The organism is Peribacillus sp. P4_D6 (genome assembly GCF_056401795.1).
The window spans coordinates 1-1264 of record NZ_JBFUIQ010000334.1 but is presented as its reverse complement, the minus strand read 5'-3'; the positions used below and the strand labels follow the sequence as shown (position 1 = coordinate 1264).

Sequence of the window (1264 nt, the reverse complement as noted above, 5' to 3'; positions counted from 1 at the left end):
CTAGCACTTTATTTAGGGATTAAAGCAAGAAAAGGGAAGGATATGGATATGGAGCAATTTGCCGTAGGGGGCAGGGGCTTCGGTACATTCTTCATTTTTCTCTTGATAGCAGGTGAAATTTATACAACTTTTACATTCCTGGGCGGAAGTGGGTGGGCATACTCAAAAGGTGCCGCTGCTTATTATGTTCCCGCCTATATTTTCTTAGCTTATGTCCTATCATATTGGCTCGTCCCTAAAATATGGAGATATTCAAAACGACATTCCATTATCTCTCAGCCAGAGTATTTTGCATCTAAATATAAAAGCAGGTCAATGGGGATGATCGTTGCTGTATTGGGAAGCTTAGCCCTCGTCCCGTACATAGTCATACAGCTTAAAGGATTGGGTATCATTGTTTCAGAAGCATCATACGGAGCAATTTCACCAATTGCGGCAAGTGTGATCGGTGCTGTGGTTGTAACTACCTATGTAATGATTTCAGGCATTCATGGTTCGGCATGGACTGCCATACTGAAAGATTTCATGATTTTGGTGGTCGTCATCTTTTTAGGGATTTACATTCCAGTTCATTACTTCGGAGGCATACAGCCAATGTTCGAGACCGTGCAAGCTGCCAAACCGGAAATGTTGGTTTTGGCAGATCAGGGATTGAGTCAGTCCTGGTTTGTGTCCACCGTTTTGCTGAATGCACTAGGATTTTATTTGCTGCCACAAACTTTCATGGTCGTTTTATCGTCCAATGGGGAAAGGACCCTTCGCAAAAATGCGATTGCGTTACCTTTATACACATTGTTGCTGCTTTTCGTTTTTTTCATTGGATTTACAGCCATCATGCAAATCCCGGGTTTGCAAGGAGCTGATGGTGATCTCTCACTTTTAAGGCTGGCGATACAAACATTCGATCCTTGGGTGATAGGGGTTATCGGAGCTGCAGGTTTATTGACGGCCCTAGTACCGGCTTCAGTCATGCTAATGGCTGCATCGGTAGGTCTGACAAATAGCTTTTTCAAAGTCCTGGTCCCTGCTGCGACTGAAACACATCAATTGATTGTCTCAAGGATAATCATTATTGGTATCTCAATCATTGCTTTAATTGTAACGGTTACAGGCGGCGAGGCTTTGGCCATCCTGAATATCATGTCATACAGTTTAATAACGCAACTGGCCCCGTCCTTGTTTTTCAGTTTGCCAAAAACCAATATAATCAATAAGTATGGTGCGATGGCTGGAATATTGGCAGGTGTCCTGATTGTTTTATATG

1 protein-coding gene is annotated in these 1264 nt (G+C 43.0%); it reads left to right on the top strand.

Features of this window, described 5'->3' with window-relative positions; all coding sequences use genetic code 11:
• Positions 1–1264, top strand: a 1264-nt coding sequence (locus tag AC1DVB_RS27335) for a sodium:solute symporter family protein (RefSeq protein WP_477591965.1), incomplete at both ends; no start/stop codon positions are given.